We start from the raw sequence: 20,677 nt of genomic DNA, 5'->3' as shown, positions 1-20,677 counted from the left end.
TCACGCTCCCGTGGTGGAGCCGGGGCGGACGATCATCAGGACGGTGACCGTGGCCCAGAGCAGGTTGAACACACCGGTGGCCATGGCGAGACGGGCCGGGGTGCGCGCTTCGGCGCCGGGGCCGGGTGCCTGTACGGCGGCGAGGGCGGCGCCCTGCGCGGGAAGGATCCGCAGGACCAGCAGACCGGCGGCCGCTGCGGTCAGGAGCATCGAGGTGATCAGCCAGGGGCTGCCGAGGAGACCGAGACTGCTCGCCGTGGCGAGCCCGAACAGGGGTACGGCGATGCCGATGACCCCGTACACCCGGCAGATGCGGTGCAGCATCCTCAGCGTCGTCAGCGTCTCGCCGTCGCCGGGACCGCCGTGGGCGGTGCGCAGCGTCCGGGGGAACATGCTCGCGGCGACGGTGACCGGGCCGATCGCCAGGACCACGGCCAGGACGTGCAGGGAGAGGAAGAGCTTCGTCATGGTCAGTGCTCCGTGGCCGCCGGGGCGGCGGTGCGGCGCAGGCCGGTGACCTTGGACGCGGGCAGGCGCCCGGCCCTGGAGGTGCCGGCCAGGGTGTCGCCCGCGACCGTCACGTCGAAGGCCAGGTTCAGACGCATGGGCCGGGTGACGGCCTGCTTCCAGGTGAGGCGGTCGCCGTCGAGGAGGACCTCGCGGAGCGGGACCTCCTCCCCCGCGCCGTGGGCGGCCCCGGTGAGAAGGCCGTCCTTCCTGCGGAGTTCGACGACGGCCTTGATCGTGCCGATCGGGGTGGAGACGGACAGGTCCCAGATGCCTTCGACGGGCATGTGCACTCTTCCTCAGGTCTTGGGTGGTGTGGATCGGGGGTGTGGATCGGTGGCGGGAGAACGGGCACGGGTGCCCGTCAGAAGGCGGCGGCAACCGGTCCCTGATCACGCCAGACGATGCCGCGCCGCTCATGGGCGAACATCTCCTCGACCGCGTGGGCGATCCGGGGCCCCACCTCGCGCTCCAGGAGGTGGAGGGCCAGGTCGAGTCCGGAGGTGACCCCGGCGCCGGTGACGACGTCGCCGTCGTCGACGACGCGCGCCCGCACCGCGTGGACCCCGGTGGCGTCGAGCATGTCGAGGCCCATGTGATGGGTGGTGGCGTGCCGGCCCTCCAGCAGTCCGGCCATGGCGAGGACGAGCGAACCGCCGCACACCGCGCAGACGGTGACCTCGGGGTTCTCCATCGCCGCCGCCAGCAGCGCGGGCAGCTCGGTGGTCAGCGTGCGGCCCAGCAGCACCGGGATGGGATCGTCCCGCTGCGGCTGCCCGGCACCGAAGTCATGGCCGGGCACCTCGTCCGGCTCGCCGACCCGGCCGGAGGCCCCGGGTACGAGGACCAGGCCGGGACGTGCGGGGTCGAGAGCCGCGGCGGCCCGCAGCGTCAGGGACCCGGTGCCGCCGGCCACCTCGCGCGGCCCTTCGGCGGACACGAGCTCCACGCTCACCAGGCCCCCGGAGGCCGTGCCGCCGGCGTGGAGCACTTCGTACGGCGCGATGACGTCGAGGGGGTCGAATCCGTCGAACAGGACGATCTGGGCATGCATGGGGAGGGCCTCGGTTCCGGTGGGTGCCCGGCCGGCGCCGGGTTCACCCCGACGCTAACCGGCTCGCGCATCGCGTCCCATAGGCGTGAGTGCCAGGTACCCACGGAAAAGTGCCAGACCGAGAATCACGCCTTTGAACTGGGCAGATGATGAATCCGTCCCCTTCAGGACCATGACGGTTCTCCGGTGGAGGGGTACGTTTACGCCATGCATACCGTCGCCGTCCTCGCCCTGGACCAGGTGATCCCGTTCGACCTGTCCACCCCGATCGAGGTCTTCACCCGCACCCGCCTCCCGGACGGCCGCCCCGGGTACCAGGTCCGGGTCTGCGCCGAACGGCAGGAGACCGACGCGGGTTCGTTCAGCCTGCGCGCGCCCTGGGGGCTGGACGGGCTGAAGGGTGCGGACACGGTCATCGTGCCCGGTACCGCGAACCCCCTCGCCCCGCTCTCCCCGGCCGTCCGTGACGCGCTGCGGGCCACCGCCGAGGACGGCACGCGCATCGCCTCGATCTGCTCGGGCACGTTCCCGCTGGCGGCCACGGGGCTCCTGGACGGGCTGCGGGCCACCACGCACTGGATCGCGGCGGACCTCCTGGCCGCCACCCACCCGGACGTCGAGGTCGACCCCGCCGTCCTGTACGTCGACAACGGCCAGATCCTCACCTCGGCCGGAGCGGCCGCCGGCATGGACCTCTGCCTCCACATGATCCGTAAGGACTACGGGTCCGCCGTCGCCGCCGACGCGGCCCGGCTGTCCGTAATGCCGCTGGAACGGGAGGGCGGGCAGGCGCAGTTCATCGTCCACGACCATGTGCCCACCCCGCAGGGCAGCACCCTGGAGCCCCTCCTCGGCTGGCTCCAGGACAACCTCGCCGACGACCTCACCCTCGCCGACATCGCGGCTCACGCCGGGATCAGCACCCGGACGCTGATCCGCCGCTTCCGTGAGCAGACCGGCACGACCCCCCTCCAGTGGCTCCACCGTGCCCGCATCCGCCAGGCCCAGCACCTCCTGGAGTCCACCCGCCACACGGTCGAACGCATCGGTGCCCAGGTCGGGTTCGGCTCACCGACCGCCTTCCGCGACCGGTTCAGGAAGACGACCGGCGTGAGCCCCCACAGCTACCGCCGCTCGTTCAGCTGAGGGGACGCCGGCGCGGGCACCGCTCGATCCGTCCGGTCACCGCCACGTTTGCGCCACACGGCGTGAACGTGGCGCAAACACGCGTTGCCGCACCGCGCCGTGACGAGCAGCCTTGGGCGGCGGGAGCGCTCCCACGTTGCTGACCACCGCAGCGCGGTCCCGCTCCTTCTCCATGGAACCCCCCACCGCGTACAGGCACCACCGCCGTGCAAGCGTCCTCTTTCCTGGAGCCGACATGTCCTTACGCCGCTGGACCGGGCCTCTCCTCCTGGCCCTCCTGCTGACCGCCCCCGCCGCGTTCCCCGCGACCGCGGCGGACGCCGCGCCACCCCGTACGGAAGCGGCGGCGGGCGCCGCGCCCGTGCCCCTGACGTCGCTCAGCGCGTCCACCACCCAGGTCGCCTCCGGGCTGAAACGGCCCACCGCGATCGTCGCCCCCGACGACGGCACGGACCGGCTGCTCATCACCGAGAAGTCCGGAACCGTCCGCGCCTACCACCCGGACACCGGCCTGGCGGCGGACCCGGTCGTCGACATCAAGGCGGCCGTGGACGAGTCGGGCAACGAGCGCGGTCTGCTCGGGATCGCCGTCCCGCCCGACTTCGCCGACAGCCAGGACCTCTACCTCGCGTACACGGCGCTGCCCGACGGAGCGGTCACCCTCGCCCGCTACCGGCTCGACGAGTCCCGCCTGGAGGTCCTGCTCTCGCAGGAGCACGCCGAGAACAGCAACCACAACGGCGGCCAGCTCGCGTTCGGCCCGGACGGCGATCTGTACTGGAGCATCGGCGACGGCGGCGGCTCCGCCGACCCGCTCCGCTCCGCGCAGCGGCTGGACACCCTGCTGGGCAAGGTCATGCGCATCGACGTGAGCCGGAGCTGCGGCGAACTCGCCTACTGCGTACCCGCCGACAACCCCTTCGTGGGCACCCCGGGCGCCCGCGAGGAGATCTGGCTGTACGGCCTGCGCAACCCCTGGCGTTTCTCCTTCGACCGCGCGGACGGCTCGATGTGGATCGGCGACGTGGGCCAGGGCCGGTGGGAGGAGATCGACCATCTCGCCCCGGGCCGGGGAGGGCTGAACCTCGGCTGGTCCTGCTACGAGGGCCTGGAGAAGTTCGAGGGCGGCGACTGCAAGGCGGGTGAGACGTACACCGAGCCCGTCTTCACGTACTCGCCGTACACGGGCGGCTGTTCGGTGATCGGCGGCCAGGTCTACCGGGGCGCGGAGTACGCGGACCTGGCCGGCGGCACGTACATCGCGACCGACTACTGCTCGTCCACGGTCTGGGCGCTGCGCCCGGACGGCCGGGGCGGCTACGAGCAGGCGGAGATCGGGGAGATGCCCACCCAGGTGACGTCGATCGGGGCGACCGTGGACGGGGAGCTCTACGTGGTCAACGATCTGCCCGGCGGCCTGCACCGGGTGTCGTTCGCACAGGAGGAACCGACCTGCCGGGTGGACCGCACCGTCACGGCCTGGGGTACGGGCGCGACGGTCGACCTCACGGTCACCAACACGGGCAGCGTCCCCGTGAACGGCTGGACGCTCGAATTCCCGCTGGCTCTCGGGCAGACCGTCGTCTCCGACTGGAACACGGACCTGACCCAGGGAGGCAACATGGTCGAGGCGTCCGACGCCGGGCACAACGCCACGATCGCTCCCGGCGCGAGCGTCACCCTCGGCTATCTCGCCGACCACACCGGCGACCCGTCCTCACCGCCGCGCTTCCTGCTCAACGGGGACGCCTGCGCGATCGGCGACTGAACCGGCCGGGTCACGGCGGTGCGGGCTTCCAGGAGCCCGTACCGCCGGGCGTCACCCCTGCTCGGCCAGGTCCTTCTCCAGCGCGTGGGCGGCGGCGTCCAGGGTGGCGACCAGCGGCTGGAGGCGGTGCGGGTCGTAGCGCATGGCGGGCATGGACACCGAGAGACCGGCCACCGCCGTGCCGTCCCGGTCGCGCACCGGCACCCCGACGGCGACCAGCCCGCGCTCGGACCGCCCCTGGTTGACGGCGAACCCGTTACGGCGCAGACGCCTCAGCTCCGTCCGCAGCCGGGCGAGATCGGGAAGCTCCCCGGGGCGGTCCCGGTAGCGCTCGGGTGCGTAGAGCCCGTCCAGTTCGCCGTCGGGGAGATCGGCGAGCAGCAGCAGTCCCGCCGTGGTCCGCGCGGCGGGGAAGACCATGCCCTCCCGCGATCCGACGCGCAGCGTCTGCCGGCACTCGACACTGGCGATGAACCGGGCCGTGTCCCCGGTGCGCACGATCAGGTTCGTGGTCTCGTCCAGCAGGCCGACGACCCGGTGCAGATGGGGCATGGCCACCGCGCGCAGGCGTGACACCAGGGACCGGGAGTGCGCGGCGAGCTCCAGCACCGGCCCCGCGCGGTAGGCGCGGCTCTCGTCCTGCACGGCGAAGTCCCGGTAGACGAGCATCGCCAGGATCCGGTGCGCGGTCGACCGGGCGACGCCCAGCCGCTCGGCGATCCCGGCGACCGTCGCACCCCCCTCCATCTGCAGGATGGCCGCCGCCCGCAGGGCGTGGTCCACGCTGGCGATGGGGTAGGGCGGCGGAGTCTTGAGCTCTTTGTCCATGGCGCCCGTCCTCAACTGAATTCTGCTCTCCAGAATCCACATGTTCTCATAGGTGGACCGGTGCACGCTGAGCGACGTGACTACCTCACCCGTCTCCCAGAACTCCGCCACGGAATCCCCGGTCCGGCTCCGGGCCGTCTCCGGCGGGGGGCAGCCCGAAGTCACCCCGGCGCTCGAAGAGCTGTACAGGGGCTTCGAACAGGAGCTGCTCGTCCCGCTGTGGACGGAGATCGGCGACCTGATGCCGGCCCACCCGCGCTCCCGCGCCGTACCGCACGTGTGGCGCTGGGAGCGGCTGCGGGAGCTGGCCGCCCGGGCCGGCGACCTGGTCCCGGTCGGCCGGGGCGGCGAACGCCGCGCCATCGCCCTGGCCAACCCCTCCCTCGGCGGGCGGCCGTTCGCCACGCCCACCCTGTGGGCGGCCATCCAGTACCTCATGCCCGGCGAGGACGCCCCCGAGCACCGGCACACCCAGCACGCCTTCCGCTTCGTCGTCGAGGGCTCGGGCGTGTGGACGGTCGTCGGTGGCGACCCCGTACCGATGAACCGCGGCGACTTCCTCCCGCAGGCCGGCTGGAACTGGCACGCCCACCACAACGCGACCTCCGATCCGATGGCCTGGATCGACGGCCTGGACATCCCCTTCCAGTACGTCACCGAGGCGCAGTTCTTCGAGTTCGGCCGCGACACCATCACCGACGCGGAGCGCACCACGCCGGAGCGTTCCCGCTCCGAGCGCCTGTGGGCCCATCCAGGTCTGCGCCCGCTGTCGGCCGCCCCGGTGACCCCGGGCAGCCCGCTGCTCTCCTACAAGTGGGAGTACACCGACGCCGCCCTGTCCGACCAGCTCCTGCTGGAGAAGGAGGGCTTCGGCGGGACCGTCGGGCCCGGCCACGCGGCGGTGCGCTACTCCAACCCGCACGACGGCTCCGACGTACTGCCCACCATCCGGGCCGAGTTCCACCGCGTCGTCCGTGGCGCCGAGACCGCGCCGGTGCGTGAGACCGGTTCGTCGGTCTACCAGGTCTTCGACGGCTCCGGGGTGGTGACCGTCGGCGACCGGTCCTGGACGGTCGCCCGCGGCGACCTGTTCACCGTCCCGTCCTGGGAGCCGTTCTCCGCCAGGTCCGAGGCCGGCACGACCGACTCCGACGGCGGCGCCCTCGACCTCTTCCGCTTCTCCGACGCGCCCGTCTTCGAGGCGCTCAAGCTCGACCGCACCCAGAAGGACGTCTGACATGAAGCTCGCCACCATCCGCACCGCCGACGGGACCCGCGCCGTCCGCCTCGACGGCGAGGTCCACGTCGACCTCGGTCACGCCGACCTGGGTGCGCTGTTCGCCGAGGCCGACTGGCGGGACAGGGCCGCCACCGCCTCCGGCACCACCTACCCGGCCGGGGGCGCGGACTTCGCGCCGGTCGTCCCCCGCCCGTCCAAGGTCATCTGCGTCGGCCACAACTACACGAACCACATCAAGGAGATGGGCCGGGACCTGCCGAACCACCCCACTCTCTTCCCGAAGTTCGCCGAGACACTGCTGGGCGCCGGCGACGACATCGTCAAGCCGCCCGAGACCGAGGCGCTCGACTGGGAGGTCGAACTGGCCGTCGTGATCGGCGACAGGGTGCGCCGCGCCGACGAGCGGCAGGCCGCCGACGCCATCGCCGGCTTCACCGTGATGAACGACATCTCGGTGCGCGACTGGCAGTTCCGCACCATCGAGTGGACCCAGGGCAAGATCTGGGAGGCCACCACCCCGGTCGGTCCGTACGTCGTCACCCCCGACGAGGTCGGCGGCGTGCGTCCCGCGCTCCAGGTCCGGACGGTCGTCGACGGCCAGGTCATGCAGCAGGACGACACCGGCACGCTGCTGTTCGACCCGGTCTTCCTGGTGCGGTACATCTCCACCGTCATCACCCTGAACCCCGGCGACATCATCGCCACCGGCACCCCCGCCGGTGTGGGCAACGCCCGCGACCCCAAGGTCTTCCTCCTCCCCGGCCAGAGCGTGACCACCGAGATCACCGGTCTCGGCGCCTGCACCAACAAGGTGGTCGGGGCATGAAGGACGGCACCACGAGGACACTCGCCGAGGCACGCGCGTGGGCGCGCACGGGCACCCGGCTGGTGCTGGACGCCGTGGCGGACCTGGACGAGGCCGCGTTCTCGGCCGGCAGCCTGCTACCGGGGTGGACCCGTAAGCATCTCGCCGCCCATGTCGCCGCCAACGCCGACGCGCTGTGCAACCTGGTGCACTGGGCGGCCACCGGCGAGGAGACACCGATGTACGCCTCCGCCGACGAGCGCGCCGCCGGCATCGCCAAGGGCCCGGACCTCACCGCGGACGAGCTCAGGTCCTGGCTGGACGGCTCGGCCCGGAAACTCGCCGAGGGCCTGGACGAGCTCACCGACGGCCAGTGGGAGAGGGAGGTCGTCACCGCGCAGGGCCGGACCGTCCCCGCCACCGAGCTGCCCTGGATGCGGTCCCGCGAGGCCTGCGTCCACGCGGTCGACCTCGGCACCGGCGTCTCCTTCGCCGATCTCCCCGAGGGCTTCCTGACCGCCCTGGCCGACGAGATCAGCACCGGGCGCGGGCTGACCGAGCTGCCCGACGGCCCCCTCCCCGAGGTCACCGCCTGGCTGGCCGGCCGGCCCCACACCCTTGCCGACGCCCCCGAGCTCGGCCCGTGGCTCTGAGGAGTGGAAGTCATGTCCAACCCTGATGTGATCGTCGTCGGCGGCGGCATCGGTGGCCTCGGCGCGGCGTTCTCGCTGACCCGCCAGGGCCTGAGCGTCCGGCTGCTGGAGAGCGCCCCCGCCTTCGGCGAGGTCGGCGCCGGCATCCAGCTCGCCCCCAACTGCACCCGCATCCTCGACGACTACGGCCTGCTCGACGAGGCCAAGAGCCTCGGCGTCGTACCGGACGCGATGGTGATGCGCGACGCGGTCGACGGCGACGAGCTGACCCGGCTCGACCTGCGCGACCTGGAGAAGCGCTACGGCTACCCCTACATGGTCATCCACCGCAGCGACCTGCACGGGCTGCTGCTGCGCGCCTGCGAGCGCGCGGGCGTCGAGCTGATCAACGACGCGCGGGTGGTGTCGTACGAGAACACCGGACGCGGCGCCGCCGCGACCCTCGCCTCCGGTGAGGTCCACGAGGCCGCCCTGGTCCTCGCGGCCGACGGCCTGCACTCGGCCGCGCGCAAGCTGCTCGTCGACGACGAGCCCGTCTCCTCCGCGTACGTCGCCTACCGCGGCACCGTGCCCGCCGAACAGCCGCGGGTCCGGGGCCTCGACCTCAGCGAGGTCGTGGTGCACGTCGGCCCGCGGTGCCACTTCGTCCACTACGGCCTGCGCGGCGGCGAACTCCTCAACCAGGTCGCCGTCTTCGAGTCCCCCAAGGCCGTCGCCGGCGAGGAGGACTGGGGCACCCCGGACGAACTCGACCACGCCTTCGCCGCGACCTGCGACTTCGTCCAGGAGGGCCTGCCCTTCATGTGGCGGGAGAAGTGGTGGCGAATGTTCGACCGCGACCCGATCATGAACTGGGTCCACGGCCGGATCGCGCTCCTCGGCGACTCGGCCCACCCCCCGCTCCAGTACATCGCGCAGGGCGCGATCATGGCGATCGAGGACGGCTGGGTGCTCGGCGAACACGTCGCCCGCCACCGCGCCGCCGACGGCTCCGTCGACTGGGACGCGGCCCTCTTCGCCTACGAGTCGGTCCGCCCCGAACACTGCCGCCGGGTGCTCACCACGTCCCGCGCGTGGGGCGAGCTGTGGCACCTCGACGGCCTCGCCCGCGACCAGCGCAACGCCCTGCTGCGCGCCCGCGACCCGTACGACTACGCGTTCGTGGACTGGCTGTACGGCCCGACCGCCCTGACCGTGGACGAGGAGCCCCCGATGTTCACCCCGGTCCCGCTGTCCTCGGGGGCCGCCGGAGCCACGGACACCACCCCGGCGACGGCGGCCGCCGACACGGCGTAACCCCGCCCGCCGCTCCGCCGGGAGCCGGACGGATACATGCCCCCCGGGGCCGCCACGCGCGGCCCCGGGGGGCATTCGAGCGATGCCGGCTGCGGGCTTGTCGGCGTCACGAGCGCGGAGCCCGGGAGCTGGGCTCCGGGGCCGGTCCAGGCAGCGAATACTGCGCGCAAAAGCCCCAGAAAAGGACGTTTCCCCAGGTCAGAACGATTCTGCCTGGGGAAGCTGGGTGGGGCGGGTGGGACTCGAACCCACGGCCGACGGATTATGAGTCCGCTGCTCTAACCGGCTGAGCTACCGCCCCGTCTCGGCGTGGCGCGTACAAGTGTGCGCGCCGTCTGCCGCAGCATAGCCGGTCATACGATCTCCTGCTGGCGATGGTCGGCTTCGCGTGACCATGAAGACAGTGCTGCGTGCTGCCCGGTTCCCGGCGGTACGGAATCGCCCCGAAAGAGTCACCGGTCCCTCTCCCCGGGCACGCGAAAAAGGGCCCCGCAGGGCCCTCTTCCGTTCTGCTCCCCCGACTGGACTCGAACCAGTAACCCTCCGGTTAACAGCCGAATGCTCTGCCAATTGAGCTACAGGGGATCGCGCTCCCCCGACTGGACTCGAACCAGTAACCTGCCGGTTAACAGCCGGCTGCTCTGCCAATTGAGCTACAGGGGATTGCTGCGTTGCCTCGAATCGTACCTGCCTGGCGGCTGCCGAGCGGCGCGCGTTCGCTGCGACACATACATTAGCGCAAGCAGGGGGGTGCTCCGCCAATCGGTATCCCCCGGGGTGATCTCGGTGTGTGCGGGTAGGCGGGCAGCACACGTCGCACGGAGCGAAGGAAGGGTGGCAGCCATGCGGTACCGGCTCACGTTCATCGCCGGAGTGGCCCTGGGTTACGTGCTCGGCACGCGAGCCGGGCGCGAGCGTTACGAGCAGCTGAAGAAGGCCGCGCAGCAGCTGGCCGAGAACCCGGCGGTGCGGAACGCGGCGGAGTCCGCCGCGCACGGCGGCCGGGACTTCGCCGGCAAGGCGTACCACTCGGTGAGCGAGAGGGTCGGGGACAAGGTCCCGGCCTCGGTCTCCGACCGGGTGCGCTCGCTGCGGGAGCGCAACGGCCACAGCGGCAGCGACGACTGGGGTACGACGAACACCTGAGGCCCGTTCCGTACGGGGCGCCCGCCCGGTACGGAACGGGCCGCTCACCTTCTCCGGACGGGTGCGCGGGGTCTCCCCGGGAGGCCCCGCGCACCCGTCCGCGTACGGAACGGCCGGCGGGTGCGGCAGAATCGTGTCCATGGGCATAGTGGCCGGCTTGGACAGTTCATCCGCCTTCACACACATCGTCGTCTGCGACACGGACACCGGTGAGGTGCTGCGGCAGGGGTACGCCGCGCATCCCATCGAGGCCAAGGCCTCCGAGGTGGATCCGCAGGCGTGGCTGCTCTCACTCGGTGAGGCGGCCTCCGGAGGGCTGCTCGAAGGCGTGCAGGCCATCGGTGTGTCCGCGCAGCAGCACGGGCTGGTGCCGCTGGACCACCAGGGGAACCTCGTACGGCCGGCCCTGCTCGGCAACGACCGGCGCGCGCAGGCCGCGGCGGCGGACCTGGTCGACGGGCTCGGCGGGCGGCAGCCCTGGGCCGAGGCCGTGGGGGCCGTGCCGCAGGCCGCGCAGCCCGTGGCGAAGCTGCGCTGGCTGGTGCGGTCCGAGCCGGAGAACGCGCAGCGGGTCGCCGCCGTGCTGCAGCCGCACGACTGGCTGGTGTGGCAGCTCCTCGGCCGGCCCGCCCGCAGGACGACCGACCGCGGGGCCGCGTCCGGCACCGGTTACTGGTCGGCGGGGACCGGGTCCTACCGGCCCGATCTGGTGGAACTCGCGCTCGGCCATCAGGCCGCGCTGCCCGAGGTCCTCGGCCCGGCCGACTCCGCGGGGACGACGCCGGAGGGGCTGCTGATCTCGGCGGGCACCGGCGAGACGATGGCCGCGGCCTTCGGGCTCGGCGTCGCGGTCGGGGACGCCGTGGTCTCGCTGGGGGCCTCCGGTTCGGTGATGGCCGTGCACCACGAGGCGCTGTCCGACCCCACGGGGATGATCACCTCCTTCGCCGACGCGACCGGGATGCATCTGCCGGTGGTCCACACGTCGAACGCGGTGCGCGCGCTGCGCGGTACGGCCGAGATGCTGGACGTGGAGGGCCTGGACGAACTCTCCGCGCTGGCGCTCAAGTCGACTCCGGGCGCCTCGGGGCTCGTCCTGCTCCCCTATCTGGAGGGTGAGCGCACCCCGCATCTGCCGCACACCGCGGGCACGCTGAGCGGGCTGCGGCGCGAGTCGATGAAGCCCGAGCACCTGGCCCGGGCCGCCTTCGAGGGGATGCTGTGCTCGCTGGCCGACGCTCTGGACGTGCTGCGGGACCGGGGTGTGGAGGTGCGGCGGGTGTTCCTGCTCGGCGCCGCCGCCGAACTGCCCGCCGTGCAGGCGCTGGCGCCCGCGGTGTTCGGCACCCAGGTCGTCGTGCCGCAGCCCGCCGAGTACGCGGCTCTGGGCGCCGCCCGGCAGGCGGCGTGGGCCCTCGGGGTCTCGCAGGGGACGCTCGACCCGCGTACGCCCCCGGCCTGGCAGGGCGCCTCGGCGCAGGTGCTGGAGCCGGGTGAGGAGCTCGCCGTGGGCAGCGCGGTGCGCCAGCAGTACGGGGCGACCCGGGACCAGATCCACCCCGGGGCGTTCGGCGGAACCGCCTGAGGGACGCGGCCCGGAATTTGACCGGGACTTGGATAAAAGCGTTGGCAGTCGGGGACGGCGGTGCCGGAGTATGGACCGGCCTCTGCCCTACGCCGACTCCGAGAGACACGCGTGCTCATAAAACTCCTGCGGACCTGTCTGGGTCCGTACAGACGTCCCATCATGCTGCTGGTGCTGCTCCAGCTCCTGCAGACGTGCGCCAGCCTCTATCTGCCCAGCCTCAACGCGGACATCATCGACAACGGTGTCGTGAAGGGTGACACGGGTTACATCCTGGAATTCGGCGGCGCGATGATCGCCGTCAGCATCGTCCAGATCGTCTGCAACGTCGGGGCGGTCTACTACGGCGCCAGGACGGCCTCCGCCCTGGGGCGCGACGTACGGGCACTGATATTCGACCGGGTGCAGTCGTTCTCCGCCCGCGAGGTGGGGCGGTTCGGGGCACCCTCGCTGATCACCCGTACGACCAATGACGTGCAGCAGGTCCAGATGCTCGTCCTGATGGCGTTCACCTTGATGGTCTCGGCGCCCATCATGTGTGTCGGCGGCGTCATCATGGCGCTCGGCCAGGACGTCCCGCTGTCGGCGGTGCTGCTGGCGGTGCTGCCCGTCCTCGGCACCGCGGTGGCCCTCATCGTGAGGCGGATGCGGCCGCTGTTCCGCACGATGCAGGTGCGGCTGGACACGGTGAACCGCGTGCTGCGGGAGCAGATCACCGGCAACCGTGTCATCCGGGCGTTCATCCGCGACGGCTACGAGGAGGAACGCTTCCGCGGGGCCAACACGGAGCTGACGGACGTCGCGGTGTCGACGGGCCGGCTGATGGCGCTCATGTTCCCGACGGTGATGACGGTCGTGAACCTGTCGTCAATCGCGGTGGTCTGGTTCGGGGCGCACCGCATCGACAGCGGCGGGATGCAGATAGGCGCGCTGACGGCGTTCCTCGCGTATCTGATGCAGATCGTCATGTCGGTGATGATGGCCACCTTCATGTTCATCATGGTGCCGCGCGCGGAGGTCTGCGCCGAGCGCATCCAGGAGGTCCTGGAGACCGATTCGAGCGTGGTGCCGCCCACCGCCCCGGTCACCGAGCTGCTCACCCACGGCCATCTGGAGATACGGGGCGCGGAGTTCCGTTTCCCGGGCGCCGAGGAGCCGGTGCTCCGCTCGGTCGATCTGGTGGCGCGTCCCGGGGAGACCACGGCCATCATCGGGTCGACGGGCAGCGGCAAGTCGACGCTGCTCGGCCTCGTACCGCGGCTGTTCGACGCGACGGACGGCGATGTGCTCGTCGACGGTACGGACGTGCGGACGCTGGATCCGGTCCTGCTGGCGAAGACCGTGAGCCTGGTCCCGCAGAAGCCGTACCTCTTCTCGGGGACGGTGGCGACGAATCTGCGCTACGGCAATCCCGACGCGACCGACGAGGAGCTGTGGCACGCGCTGGAGGTGGCGCAGGCGAAGGACTTCGTGGAGCGGCTGGAGCACGGCCTGGACGCGCCGATCGCGCAGGGCGGCACCAATGTCTCCGGCGGCCAGCGGCAGCGGCTCGCGATCGCGCGGACGCTGGTGCAGCGGCCGGAGATCTATCTCTTCGACGACTCGTTCTCCGCCCTGGACTACGCGACGGACGCCGCGCTGCGCGGCGCGCTGTCCCGCGAGACGTCGGGGGCGACCGTGGTGATCGTGGCGCAGCGGGTGTCCACGATCCGTGACGCCGACCGGATCCTGGTGCTGGACGAGGGCCGGGTCGTCGGGTCGGGCAGCCATCACGAGCTGATGGACGGCAACGAAACCTACCGGGAGATCGTGCTCTCCCAGCTGACGGAAGCGGAGGCCGCCTGATGGCCGGACCGGGCGGACGGATGATGGCGGGGCCCACCGAGCGGTCCATGGACTTCAAGGGGTCGGGGAAACGGCTCCTGCGGAGGTTCAGCAAGGAGAAGTCCTCGCTGTACCTGATGCTGGGCGCGGGAACGCTGAGCGTGGCGCTCTCCGTGGTGGGTCCCAAGATCCTCGGCGGGGCCACGGACCTGATCTTCGCGGGTGTCGTCGGACGGCAGATGCCGGACGGCACGACGAAGGAGCAGGCCATCGACGGCCTGCGCGCGCGGGGCGACGGCGGGCTCGCGGACATGCTGGGCGGGGTGGACTTCACTCCGGGTGAGGGCATCGACTTCGGTGCGGTGGGCCAGGTCCTGCTGGCGGCACTGGTGGTGTACGTCGGCGCCGGGCTGCTGATGCTGGTGTCGACCCGGCTGTCGATCCGGGTGATCAACCGGGTCGTCTTCCGGCTGCGCGAGGACCTCCAGACCAAGCTGGCGCGGCTCCCGCTCTCCTATTTCGACCGGCAGCAGCGCGGTGAGGTGCTGAGCCGGGCGACGAACGACATCGACAACATCTCGCAGACGATGCAGCAGACGATGGGCCAGCTCATCAACTCCCTGCTGACCATCGTCGGCGTACTGATCATGATGTTCTGGATCTCCCCGCTGCTCGCCCTGGTGGCGCTGGTGACGATCCCGCTGTCCGTGTTCGTCGCGACGCGGGTCGGCAAGCGGTCGCAGCCGCACTTCGTGGCGCAGTGGAAGGTGACGGGCAAGCTCAACGCCCACATCGAGGAGATGTACACCGGCCACAGCCTGGTGAAGGTCTTCGGGCGGCAGGAGGAGTCCGCGAGGGACTTCGCCGAGCAGAACGAGGCGCTGTACGAGGCGGGCTTCAGGGCCCAGTTCAACAGCGGGATCATGCAGCCGCTGATGATGTTCGTGTCGAACCTGAACTATGTGCTGGTCGCGGTCGTCGGCGGGCTGCGGGTGGCGTCGGGCGCCCTGTCGATCGGTGATGTGCAGGCGTTCATCCAGTACTCGCGGCAGTTCTCGATGCCGCTGACGCAGGTCGCCTCGATGGCGAACCTGGTGCAGTCGGGCATCGCGTCCGCGGAGCGGGTCTTCGGTCTGCTGGACGCGGAGGAGCAGGCGCCCGACCCGGATCCGGCGGAGCGGCCGAAGGAGCTGCGCGGCAGCGTCGCGCTGGAGAACGTCTCCTTCCGGTACGACCCGGAGAAGCCGCTCATCGAGGATCTCTCGCTGAGTGTGGAGCCCGGGCACACGGTCGCGATCGTGGGACCGACCGGCGCCGGCAAGACGACGCTGGTCAATCTGCTGATGCGGTTCTACGAGGTGACGGGCGGCCGGATCACTCTCGACGGGGTCGACGCGGCGAAGATGTCGCGTGACGAACTCCGTTCGGGCATAGGCATGGTGCTCCAGGACACCTGGCTGTTCGGCGGCACGATCGCGGAGAACATCGCCTACGGCGCCTCGCGCGAGGTCACCCGGGAGGAGATCGAGGAGGCGGCACGCGCCGCCCACGCCGACCGGTTCGTCCGTACGCTGCCCGAGGGCTACGACACGGTGATCGACGACGAGGGCGCCGGGGTCAGCGCGGGCGAGAAGCAGCTGATCACCATCGCGCGGGCGTTCCTGTCCGACCCGGTGATCCTGGTGCTCGACGAGGCCACCAGCTCGGTGGACACCCGGACCGAGGTGCTGATCCAGAAGGCGATGGCGCGGCTGGCCCACGGGCGTACGAGCTTCGTGATCGCGCACCGGCTCTCCACCATCCGGGACGCCGATGTCATCCTGGTGATGGAGAACGGCTCGATCGTCGAACAGGGCACGCACGACGAACTGCTGGCCGCCGAGGGGGCGTACGCCCGGCTGTACGCGGCGCAGTTCGCGGAGGCGCTGGCCGAGGTCGACTGACGGCGCCGTCCGGCAGGGGTACGAGTGGAAACGGGGCGGGGATGGCGGAGCACGACGAGGGACGGGGAACCGGCGCCGGTCGCGGGACAGGCGTCGCGCTCGGCGTCTGCGTGGGTGCGGGTCTCGGGGCGGCGTTCGGTGCGCTGACCGGTGATCTGGCGCTGGGCGTCGGCGTCGGGATGGCCCTGGGCGTATCGGCCGGCGCGCTGCTGGGCGCGGCGGCGGAGAAGCGTAAGGGCGGCGGCTCGTAGGGAGTGGGCGGGCCGCCACGCCCGCTCAGTCGAGGTAGCCGCGGAGCTGGTCGGCGAAGGCGTGGTCCCGCAGCTTGTCGAGCGTCTTGGACTCGATCTGGCGGATGCGTTCGCGTGTCACGCCGAAGATCCTTCCGATCTCCTCGAGCGTGCGGGGCCGCCCGTCGTCCAGCCCGTAGCGCAGCTGGACGACCTTCCGCTCCCGCTCCCCGAGGGTGGAGAGCACCGCCTCCAGGTGTTCGCGCAGCAGGAGGAAGGACGCCGACTCCACGGGTGAGGCGGCGTCGCCGTCCTCGATGAGGTCACCGAAGGCGACGTCGTCCTCCTCGCCGACGGGGGCGTGCAGGGAGACGGGTTCCTGGGCGAGGCGCAGGACCTCCCCGACGCGTTCGGGGGTCAGGTCGAGCTGGGCCGCGACCTCGTCGGGGGTGGGCTCGTAGCCGCGTTCCTGGAGCATGCGGCGCTGGACGCGGACGACGCGGTTGATCAGCTCGACGACGTGCACCGGGACCCTTATGGTCCTGGCCTGGTCGGCCAGGGCGCGGGACATCGCCTGGCGGATCCACCAGGTCGCGTACGTCGAGAACTTGTAGCCCCGTGCGTAGTCGAACTTCTCGACCGCCCTGATCAGTCCGAGGTTCCCCTCCTGGACCAGGTCGAGCATGGTCAGCCCCCGGCCCACGTAGCGCTTGGCCACGGAGACCACGAGGCGGAGGTTGGCCTCGATGAGCCGGCGCTTCGCCATCCGCCCCATGACGACCAGCCGGTCCAGGTCGAAGGCGAGCCGGGAGTCGGGGTCGGGGGTGGAGGCGAGCCGTTCCTCGGCGAAGAGCCCCGCCTCGACGCGGCGGGCGAGGTCCACCTCCTCGGCGGCGCTGAGCAGCGGTATCCGCCCTATCTCCCGTAAGTACTGGCGGAAGAGGTCGGAGGTCGGGCCGCCCGTCTCGGGCCGGCCGCGCGGCTCGGCGGGCTCGGGAGGCTCCACCGGTTCCTCCAGCACCGGGTCGGGCGTGCCCGCCGTCTCCGGGTGACGTGTGACCCGGTTCTGCGCGGGAATCGCCGGGACATGCTCGGTCGTGGTCGGCACGGTCCGGGTCTGCACGGGGGCGACCTCCAGGTGATCGCTGCCGGATCGCGGGGATGGGGGTCCGCCCTGGACGGACCGGCCGCGCTCCGATGACTCAGGCACCGCCCCCCAGTGTGGGGTACGACACATCGCCGCCACGAGGGGCGTGCGGTGACTTTTTGCGTCCGGAGCGTGACCGCGTGCTGATAGGACCCTCAGGCGGGGCTTTCAGAACACGCGCTGAGGGTCAGAGGGCGTCGGCGCCGTGGCTGCGCAGCGACTGGGCGTACTGCTGGAGGACCCAGACCTCGTTCTGCGCGGCGGCCAGATGGTCAGGGGCGACGTTGCTGCCGAGGCGGGCGAGGCTGCTCTGGACGTCGTCGATCCTGCGGTCGACGGCGCGGAGGCGGACCTTGACCAGGTGCTGGCCCGCGTAGGACTCGTCGATGGACTTGCCGTGGAAGACCTCGACGGCGAGCTCGGTGACGAGCTTGCGCACCGTGTCGTCGGGGGTCGCGTCGAGGACCTGGACCAGGTATTCACGGGTCTCGGCCACGCCCAGCTCCGCACCGCCCGCGTCCGCGATGCACTGCCGTACGGCGGCGTACGGCGGGGCGGTGAACTCGTCGACCCCGTAGGCGTCGAAGGCCGGGGAGACCAGGGCGGGCTTCTGCAGGGCGAGCTTGAGCAGCTCCCGCTCCGTGCGGTGGGCGGGGCTGCGGAGGTTGAGCGCGGGGCCCGGCGGGGCGGCGGGGGCCTGGACCTGCTGGTGCTGTGCGCCGGGGCGGGCAGGGGCCGGCGCGGGTCCCCGCTTGTCCCCCCGTCCGCGGGCCCACTGGGCGAGCTGGTTGACCCGGTGGACGACGAACTCCTGGTCGAGGATGCCCACGAAGCCGGCCAGCTGGACGGCCACCTCCCGCTGCACGCTGCTCGTCTTGATCTTGGCGACGACGGGGGCGGCCTCGTCCAGCGCGGCGGCGCGGCCCGCGGGGGTCTCCAGGTCGTACCGGCCGACGATCTGGCGGAGCGCGAACTCGAAGAGGGGGGTGCGGGGCTCGACCAGGTCGCGCACGGCGTCGTCGCCCTTGACGAGCCGCAGGTCGCACGGGTCCATGTTGTCCGGGGCGATGGCGATGTACGTCTCGGCGGCGAACTTCTGGTCGTCCTCGAAGGCCCGCAGGGCTGCCTTCTGGCCCGCGGCGTCACCGTCGAAGGTGAAGATGACCCGGGCGCTGCCGTTGTCCATCAGGAGGCGTCGGAGGATCTTGATGTGGTCGTTGCCGAACGAGGTTCCGCAGGTCGCGATGGCGGTGGTGACCCCGGCGAGGTGGCAGGCCATGACGTCGGTGTAGCCCTCGACGACGACGGCCCGGCTCGACTTGGCGATGTCCTTCTTGGCCAGGTCGATGCCGTAGAGCACCTGGGACTTCTTGTAGATCGCGGTCTCGGGGGTGTTGAGGTACTTCGGGCCGTTGTCGTCGTCGCGGAGCTTGCGGGCGCCGAAGCCGACGATCTCGCCCGAGGTGTCGCTGATCGGCCACATGAGCCGGCCCCGGAAGCGGTCGATGGGGCCGCGGCGGCCGTCCTGGGAGAGACCGGAGCCGATGAGCTCCTTGTCGCTGAAGCCCTTGCCGCGCAGGAAGCGGGTGAGGTGGTCCCAGCCCGCGGGGCTGTAGCCGACGCCGAAGTGGGCCGCCGCCTCCTGGTCGAAGCCGCGTGCGGCGAGGAACGCCCGGCCGATCTCCGCTTCCGGCCCGTTCAGCTGCTCGCGGTAGAAATCGGCGGCGATCTTGTGTGCCTCGACGAGGCGGATGCGCTCGCCGCGCTGGTGGGAGGGGTTGTAGCCGCCCTCCTCGTACCGCAGGGTGATGCCCGCCTTGGCGGCGAGGCGCTCGACCGTCTCGGAGAAGGTGAGGTGATCGATCTTCATCACGAAGGCGATCGTGTCGCCGCCCTCCTGGCAGCCGAAGCAGTGGAACAGGCCCTTGCCTGGGCTCACCTGGAAGGAGGGGGACTTCTCGTCGTGGAAGGGGCAGAGTCCCTTGAGGTTTCCGCCGCCCGCGTTGCGCAGCTGAAGGTACTCGGACACGACGGCGTCGATCGGGACCGCGTCCCGGACCGCCTTCACGTCGTCGTCATTGATCCTGCCTGCCACGCGTGAAGTCTACGGGCCTTTCGTCCGGACCAGACCGGACGTCCGGGACCGGCCGGTGGCGGAGGGCGCGCCCCGGTCGCCGGCCGGTCCCGGACGTCGCGGCCACCGCTCAGAGCAGGGAGTCCAGGGGCACCGAGGGGTCGCCCAGGGTGTCCGGGTCGACGGGCCGGGCGGCCCTGATCAGCTTCTGGATGCTCTCGGTGACGTCCCACACATTGACGTTCATCCCGGCGAGGACCCGGCGGTCCTTCAGCCAGAAGGCGATGAACTCGCGCTTGCCGGCGTCACCCCGGATGACGACCTGGTCGTACGAACCGGGCGGGGCCCAGCCGGAGTACTCCAGGCCCAGGTCGTACTGGTCGGAGAAGAAGTACGGCACGCGGTCGTACGTCACGTCCTGGCCGAGCATGGCCTTCGCGGCGGCCGGGCCGCTGTTCAGGGCGTTCGCCCAGTGCTCCACGCGCAGCCGGCCGCCGAAGAGCGGGTGGTCCACGGACGCGATGTCCCCGGCGGCGTAGATGTGCGGGTCGGAGGTGCGCAGGGAGGCGTCGACGAGGACACCGCCGCCCTCGGCACGGCCGGCCATGTCGAGTCCGGCGGCCTCGGCGAGCGAGGTGCGCGGCGCCGCGCCGATGGCGGCGAGCACGTCGTGGGCGGGGTGCTCCTCGCCGTCGTCGGTACGGGCGGCGAGGACCAGGCCGTCCTGTCCGGTGATCTCGGTGAGGCGGGCGCCGAAGTGGAAACGGACGCCGTGCTCGGCGTGCAGGTCGGTGAAGATCTGACCGACCTCGGGGCCGACGACGTGGTGCAGCGGGGTCGCCGAGGGGGCGACGACGGTGACCTCGGCGCCGTACCCGCGGGCGGCCGCGGCGATCTCCAGGCCGATCCAGCCGGCTCCGGCGATCACGAGGTGGCCGTTGTCGCGGCCGAGCGCGGTGAGGACGCCCCGCAGGCGGTCGGAGTGGGCGAGGCGGCGCAGATGGTGGACGCCGACCAGGTCGGTGCCGGGGATGTCGAGACGGCGGGGTTCGGCGCCGGTGGCGAGCAGCAGCTTGTCGTAGTGGACGACCGTGTTGTCGCCGAGCTGCACGGACCGGCCGTCCCGGTCGATGGAGGTGACCACCTGGCCGAGGTGGAGCTCGATGTCGGCGCCCGCGTACCAGGCCGTCCTGTGGACGAAGACGGAGTCCTTCTCCTCCTTGCCCAGCAGGTATCCCTTGGACAGCGGCGGCCGTTCGTACGGATGGTCGCGCTCGTCGCCGATGAGGATCACCCGGCCGCTGAAGCCCTCCGCCCGGAGTGTCTCGGCCGCCTTCGCTCCGGCGAGCCCTCCGCCGATGATGACGAACGTCCGATGTGCGTCGACCACTTGATGCCTCCTCGGTACTGTGCTGCGCGGCGCCGCCACCT

The 20,677-nt window shown here is 71.5% G+C and carries 18 protein-coding genes and 3 tRNA genes; 11 read left to right on the top strand and 10 right to left on the bottom strand.

Features of this window, described 5'->3' with window-relative positions; all coding sequences use genetic code 11:
- The 3 genes from ACZ607_RS01740 to ACZ607_RS01730 form a co-directional block, all read right to left on the bottom strand.
- The gene (locus ACZ607_RS01740) at positions 1 to 468 is read right to left on the bottom strand and encodes a hypothetical protein (protein WP_469730690.1); all 468 of its coding nucleotides are present in this window, start codon (positions 466 to 468) and stop codon (positions 1 to 3) included.
- A 2-nt stretch (positions 469 to 470) separates the two neighbouring features.
- Positions 471 to 794, bottom strand: coding sequence for a hypothetical protein (locus tag ACZ607_RS01735; protein WP_469730688.1), 324 nt, complete (start codon positions 792 to 794; stop codon positions 471 to 473).
- A 77-nt stretch (positions 795 to 871) separates the two neighbouring features.
- Complete coding sequence (locus ACZ607_RS01730) at positions 872 to 1,561, bottom strand: DJ-1/PfpI family protein (RefSeq protein WP_469730686.1); 690 nt, start codon at positions 1,559 to 1,561, stop codon at positions 872 to 874.
- Positions 1,562 to 1,768: 207 nt separating this feature from the next.
- Here ACZ607_RS01730 and ACZ607_RS01725 point away from each other — a divergent pair, with 207 nt between their 5' ends.
- Both ACZ607_RS01725 and ACZ607_RS01720 read left to right on the top strand, forming a co-directional pair.
- Positions 1,769 to 2,707, top strand: coding sequence for a GlxA family transcriptional regulator (locus ACZ607_RS01725; protein WP_469730684.1), 939 nt, complete (start codon positions 1,769 to 1,771; stop codon positions 2,705 to 2,707).
- A gap of 235 nt (positions 2,708 to 2,942) precedes the next feature.
- Complete coding sequence (locus tag ACZ607_RS01720) at positions 2,943 to 4,475, top strand: PQQ-dependent sugar dehydrogenase (RefSeq protein WP_469730682.1); 1,533 nt, start codon at positions 2,943 to 2,945, stop codon at positions 4,473 to 4,475.
- 51 nt (positions 4,476 to 4,526) lie between these two features.
- On the opposite strand, the gene ACZ607_RS01715 is transcribed toward ACZ607_RS01720, so the two are convergent.
- Positions 4,527 to 5,303: an IclR family transcriptional regulator gene (locus tag ACZ607_RS01715; protein ID WP_469730680.1), complete on the bottom strand. Its 777-nt coding sequence runs from the start codon at positions 5,301 to 5,303 to the stop codon at positions 4,527 to 4,529.
- Positions 5,304 to 5,379: 76 nt separating this feature from the next.
- Here ACZ607_RS01715 and ACZ607_RS01710 point away from each other — a divergent pair, with 76 nt between their 5' ends.
- Genes ACZ607_RS01710 through ACZ607_RS01695 form a run of 4 tightly spaced genes read left to right on the top strand, consistent with a single transcriptional unit; the run spans position 5,380 to position 9,297 of the window.
- The gene (locus ACZ607_RS01710) at positions 5,380 to 6,540 is read left to right on the top strand and encodes a cupin domain-containing protein (protein ID WP_469730678.1); all 1,161 of its coding nucleotides are present in this window, start codon (positions 5,380 to 5,382) and stop codon (positions 6,538 to 6,540) included.
- Between the two features lies 1 nt (position 6,541).
- Positions 6,542 to 7,369, top strand: coding sequence for a fumarylacetoacetate hydrolase family protein (locus ACZ607_RS01705; protein ID WP_469730676.1), 828 nt, complete (start codon positions 6,542 to 6,544; stop codon positions 7,367 to 7,369).
- Positions 7,366 to 8,001 carry a maleylpyruvate isomerase family mycothiol-dependent enzyme gene (locus ACZ607_RS01700; RefSeq protein ID WP_469730674.1) on the top strand — a complete coding sequence of 212 codons (636 nt, stop codon included), beginning with the start codon at positions 7,366 to 7,368 and terminating at the stop codon, positions 7,999 to 8,001. Before ACZ607_RS01705 ends, ACZ607_RS01700 begins: the two co-directional genes overlap by 4 nt.
- A 27-nt stretch (positions 8,002 to 8,028) precedes the next feature.
- Positions 8,029 to 9,297 (top strand): FAD-dependent oxidoreductase, encoded by a 1,269-nt coding sequence (locus ACZ607_RS01695; protein ID WP_469731825.1) that lies wholly within the window; start codon positions 8,029 to 8,031, stop codon positions 9,295 to 9,297.
- 227 nt (positions 9,298 to 9,524) lie between these two features.
- On the opposite strand, the gene ACZ607_RS01690 is transcribed toward ACZ607_RS01695, so the two are convergent.
- From ACZ607_RS01690 to ACZ607_RS01680, 3 genes are all read right to left on the bottom strand, one after another.
- A tRNA-Ile gene (locus ACZ607_RS01690) sits at positions 9,525 to 9,598 on the bottom strand.
- Positions 9,599 to 9,809: 211 nt separating this feature from the next.
- Positions 9,810 to 9,882, bottom strand: a tRNA-Asn gene (locus ACZ607_RS01685).
- A 5-nt stretch (positions 9,883 to 9,887) separates the two neighbouring features.
- A tRNA-Asn gene (locus ACZ607_RS01680) sits at positions 9,888 to 9,960 on the bottom strand.
- Between the two features lie 171 nt (positions 9,961 to 10,131).
- On the opposite strand from ACZ607_RS01680, the gene ACZ607_RS01675 reads away from it, so the two are divergent.
- The 5 genes from ACZ607_RS01675 (at position 10,132) to ACZ607_RS01655 (ending at position 16,046) form a co-directional block, all read left to right on the top strand.
- Positions 10,132 to 10,443, top strand: coding sequence for a YtxH domain-containing protein (locus ACZ607_RS01675; protein ID WP_469730672.1), 312 nt, complete (start codon positions 10,132 to 10,134; stop codon positions 10,441 to 10,443).
- A 139-nt stretch (positions 10,444 to 10,582) separates the two neighbouring features.
- Entirely contained in the window at positions 10,583 to 12,028 is a 1,446-nt protein-coding gene (locus ACZ607_RS01670) for an FGGY family carbohydrate kinase (RefSeq protein WP_469730670.1), read from the top strand.
- 111 nt (positions 12,029 to 12,139) lie between these two features.
- Entirely contained in the window at positions 12,140 to 13,873 is a 1,734-nt protein-coding gene (locus tag ACZ607_RS01665) for an ABC transporter ATP-binding protein (protein ID WP_469730668.1), read from the top strand.
- A complete protein-coding gene (locus ACZ607_RS01660) occupies positions 13,873 to 15,795 on the top strand; it encodes an ABC transporter ATP-binding protein (protein ID WP_469730666.1) in 1,923 nt (640 codons plus the stop codon). The genes ACZ607_RS01665 and ACZ607_RS01660 overlap by 1 nt, the downstream gene beginning before the upstream one ends.
- Before the next feature lie 41 nt (positions 15,796 to 15,836).
- Complete coding sequence (locus ACZ607_RS01655) at positions 15,837 to 16,046, top strand: hypothetical protein (protein ID WP_469730664.1); 210 nt, start codon at positions 15,837 to 15,839, stop codon at positions 16,044 to 16,046.
- Positions 16,047 to 16,071: 25 nt separating this feature from the next.
- On the opposite strand, the gene ACZ607_RS01650 is transcribed toward ACZ607_RS01655, so the two are convergent.
- The 3 genes from ACZ607_RS01650 to ACZ607_RS01640 all read right to left on the bottom strand — a co-directional run bounded on the left by ACZ607_RS01650 (position 16,072) and on the right by ACZ607_RS01640 (position 20,636).
- The gene (locus ACZ607_RS01650) at positions 16,072 to 17,148 is read right to left on the bottom strand and encodes an RNA polymerase sigma factor (RefSeq protein WP_469730662.1); all 1,077 of its coding nucleotides are present in this window, start codon (positions 17,146 to 17,148) and stop codon (positions 16,072 to 16,074) included.
- A gap of 211 nt (positions 17,149 to 17,359) precedes the next feature.
- Positions 17,360 to 19,267 carry a DNA primase gene (gene dnaG, locus ACZ607_RS01645; protein ID WP_469730660.1) on the bottom strand — a complete coding sequence of 636 codons (1,908 nt, stop codon included), beginning with the start codon at positions 19,265 to 19,267 and terminating at the stop codon, positions 17,360 to 17,362.
- Positions 19,268 to 19,376: 109 nt separating this feature from the next.
- The gene (locus tag ACZ607_RS01640; RefSeq protein ID WP_469730658.1) at positions 19,377 to 20,636 is read right to left on the bottom strand and encodes an NAD(P)/FAD-dependent oxidoreductase; all 1,260 of its coding nucleotides are present in this window, start codon (positions 20,634 to 20,636) and stop codon (positions 19,377 to 19,379) included.
- Positions 20,637 to 20,677: the final 41 nt, after the last annotated feature.

The sequence above is a fragment of the Streptomyces sp. NPDC104381 genome, assembly GCF_055583745.1.
This window is presented reverse-complemented; position numbering and strand designations above follow the sequence as displayed.

Excerpts from the sequence above, each read along its gene's own strand:
- ACZ607_RS01740 (WP_469730690.1), bottom strand. The coding sequence starts at position 468 with ATGACGAAGCTCTTCCTCTCCCTGCACGTCCTGGCCGTGGTCCTGGCG.
- ACZ607_RS01735 (WP_469730688.1), bottom strand. The coding sequence starts at position 794 with ATGCCCGTCGAAGGCATCTGGGACCTGTCCGTCTCCACCCCGATCGGC.
- ACZ607_RS01730 (WP_469730686.1), bottom strand. The coding sequence starts at position 1,561 with ATGCATGCCCAGATCGTCCTGTTCGACGGATTCGACCCCCTCGACGTC.
- ACZ607_RS01725 (WP_469730684.1), top strand. The coding sequence starts at position 1,769 with ATGCATACCGTCGCCGTCCTCGCCCTGGACCAGGTGATCCCGTTCGAC.
- ACZ607_RS01720 (WP_469730682.1), top strand. The coding sequence starts at position 2,943 with ATGTCCTTACGCCGCTGGACCGGGCCTCTCCTCCTGGCCCTCCTGCTG.
- ACZ607_RS01715 (WP_469730680.1), bottom strand. The coding sequence starts at position 5,303 with ATGGACAAAGAGCTCAAGACTCCGCCGCCCTACCCCATCGCCAGCGTG.
- ACZ607_RS01705 (WP_469730676.1), top strand. The coding sequence starts at position 6,542 with ATGAAGCTCGCCACCATCCGCACCGCCGACGGGACCCGCGCCGTCCGC.
- ACZ607_RS01700 (WP_469730674.1), top strand. The coding sequence starts at position 7,366 with ATGAAGGACGGCACCACGAGGACACTCGCCGAGGCACGCGCGTGGGCG.
- ACZ607_RS01670 (WP_469730670.1), top strand. The coding sequence starts at position 10,583 with ATGGGCATAGTGGCCGGCTTGGACAGTTCATCCGCCTTCACACACATC.
- ACZ607_RS01660 (WP_469730666.1), top strand. The coding sequence starts at position 13,873 with ATGGCCGGACCGGGCGGACGGATGATGGCGGGGCCCACCGAGCGGTCC.
- ACZ607_RS01655 (WP_469730664.1), top strand. The coding sequence starts at position 15,837 with ATGGCGGAGCACGACGAGGGACGGGGAACCGGCGCCGGTCGCGGGACA.